Here is a 2,188-nt window from a genome sequence, read left to right on the forward strand (position 1 = left end):
GTCACCCGCTCCCGCCTGGGACGACTCGTCCGCCAGGGACTCCTCGAACAACCCGGACGCGGCCGCTATCAGAAACGGACTTAACGCCCTCTCAGGACCTAGATCTCGCGGGGGCGAGATCCCACATACGCGTGACCGTGTCCGAGGAATCGGCCGACGCCGCCCGCCGCCTCAGCGGGGTCACCGACTTGGCGCGCCGTAGGTACAGGCGCGGGCGGAGGGATCGGTGGGGCGCATCATAGGTGTATCGGTGTCAGCCGTCTGATCGGCGGGCCACCTCGGCTGCGCAGGCTGCCCTGACGGCCCCTGCGGCCCACCGCTCGGCAGCGAAGGAACTGACGCCGAGGAGGCCTTGGAGAACGGCCGGAGGCATCTGGACGCCGAGGTCGAGGAGTGCCGCGCATCGGCCAGCTTCGGAGGGAAGCCCGATGGTGAGAAGTCGATTGGCGAGTTGTCGGCTGGTCAGCGGCTTTCCTGGTCGCTGGGTCGGGGGAAGAGCCAGGGGGCGTTCAGCTCGTTCGACATCACCAAGTGTCTCGGTCACCCGCGCCGCCGGCGTCCACCACAGCCTGATCCACCGCCACGGAGACCTGCACGCGGCCGTCCTCGCCCGCGCGGGCCGGCCCCCGCCCGGCACGACCGCGGGAACGCAGGTCAGCCGCCAGTCGCTGCTGGCCGACGTCGCAAACCTCACGGCCCGCAACGGACGACTGTCCGCGCACATCACCCGCCCCGAACGGCGGCTCTCTGGGACAGGCGGCCTGGGAAGCCTCCGGCCTCGGCGCCCCGGCCGACATCGAGACGCTCACACGCCGCACCATCGAGCTGGAACAGCAGATCCTCGATCTCCGCGCTGAACTCGTCGAACGGGCGAGGACCTCGCCGCCGCACGCGCCGCGAACCGGGAACCCATGGCCCAGGTCAAGAGGCGTTCGACCAGAGAGTCCGGCGTCGCGGAAAGCCAATGCTTACCCGTGTGAGGTCTCGGCTACGTCGACCGCTTCGGAGCCTTCGCGACGCATCCGCTCAACCCCCCAGGCGCCGAGTGGCCCAAGCGCTTGATTAAGGGTGCGCCCGTGCTCAGTCAGGGAGTACTCCACCCGCGGCGGTACCTCGGCATACACCTCTCGGTGCACGAGACCGTCCTCCTCCATCTCACGCAGGTGCTGCGTCAGCATCTTCTCGCTCACTCCCGGCAGACCGCGACGGAGCTCAGCGAAGCGGCGAATGCGATGGGCATGAAGCTCCCAGAGGATCAGTCCCTTCCACTTGCCGCTCACCACGTCGAGCGCAGCGTCGATGCCGCAGATGTAAGGCCCGCATCTCGGCGCCTTGGCCATCACTGATCCCCCTTACGAAAAGGTAAGTACCGCAGAAAATAGTAGGTACTTCCGAGAGTAGTGACGCTCTCTGAACATGGAGGGGTGAACGAACAACAGAACCACACCACCAGGCAAGACAGCGCTGTCACCGTGATCGGGCTTGGTCCGATGGGCCAGGCGATGACCCGCACCCTCCTCACCGCCGGCCACCCGGTCACCGTCTGGAACCGCACCGCCAGTCGGGCCGACGGAGTCGTCACCGAAGGAGCAACGCTCGCGGCGACACCCAGCGAAGCGGTCGAAGCGAGTGACCTCGTGATCCTCAGCCTCACCGACTACCAGGCGATGTACGACATCCTCGTCAGCGCCACCGCATCGCTCGCCGGCCGGACGCTGGTCAACCTGAGCTCTGACACTCCCGACCGCTCACGCGAGGCAGCAACCTGGGCAGCGGGCCACGACGCCACCTTCCTCACCGGAGGTGTCATGGTCCCCGCGCCGATGGTCGGCACGGAGGCAGCCTATGTCTACTACAGCGGCCGCGACCAAGTGATGGAGAGCCACCTGGCGGCGTTGACACTGCTGGGAACGCCAAAGCATCTGGGCGAAGACCCAGGCCTCGCCCAGATGATGTATCAAGCCCAACTCGCGGTGTTCCTCACTACCTTGTCCGGACTGATGCACGCCACCGCGATGCTAGGCACCGCAGGAATGAACGCCGAGGAAGCACTACCAGAATTGCTTTCCTCCGCTGACTCGATTGGCGACATCCTGAGAGGTCGTTAAGTCCCTTTCCGGTAGAGGCCCCGTCCGGGCTGGGTGAGGAAGCCTTGGCGGGTGAGGCGTCCGAGGCGGCTGCGGGTGAC

1 protein-coding gene and 1 pseudogene are annotated in these 2,188 nt (G+C 66.8%); one reads left to right on the forward strand and one right to left on the reverse strand.

Features of this window, described 5'->3' with window-relative positions; genetic code table 11:
• Window positions 1-968 precede the first annotated feature (968 nt).
• The gene (locus AB0N06_RS38710) at window positions 969-1,340 is read right to left on the reverse strand and encodes a helix-turn-helix domain-containing protein (protein WP_366139347.1); all 372 of its coding nucleotides are present in this window, start codon (window positions 1,338-1,340) and stop codon (window positions 969-971) included.
• An 84-nt stretch (window positions 1,341-1,424) separates the two neighbouring features.
• On the opposite strand from AB0N06_RS38710, the pseudogene AB0N06_RS38715 reads away from it, so the two are divergent.
• Window positions 1,425-2,096, forward strand: a pseudogene (locus AB0N06_RS38715) (NAD(P)-binding domain-containing protein); the annotation flags it as partial.
• Window positions 2,097-2,188: the final 92 nt, after the last annotated feature.

It is taken from the genome of Streptomyces sp. NPDC051020 (genome assembly GCF_040683105.1).
In the GTDB taxonomy this organism is placed as follows: Bacteria; Actinomycetota; Actinomycetes; order Streptomycetales; family Streptomycetaceae; genus Streptomyces.

What these genes read in the sequence shown, in the direction of transcription:
- AB0N06_RS38710 (WP_366139347.1), bottom strand. Translation starts at nt 1,340, where the DNA reads ATGGCCAAGGCGCCGAGATGCGGGCCTTACATCTGCGGCATCGACGCT.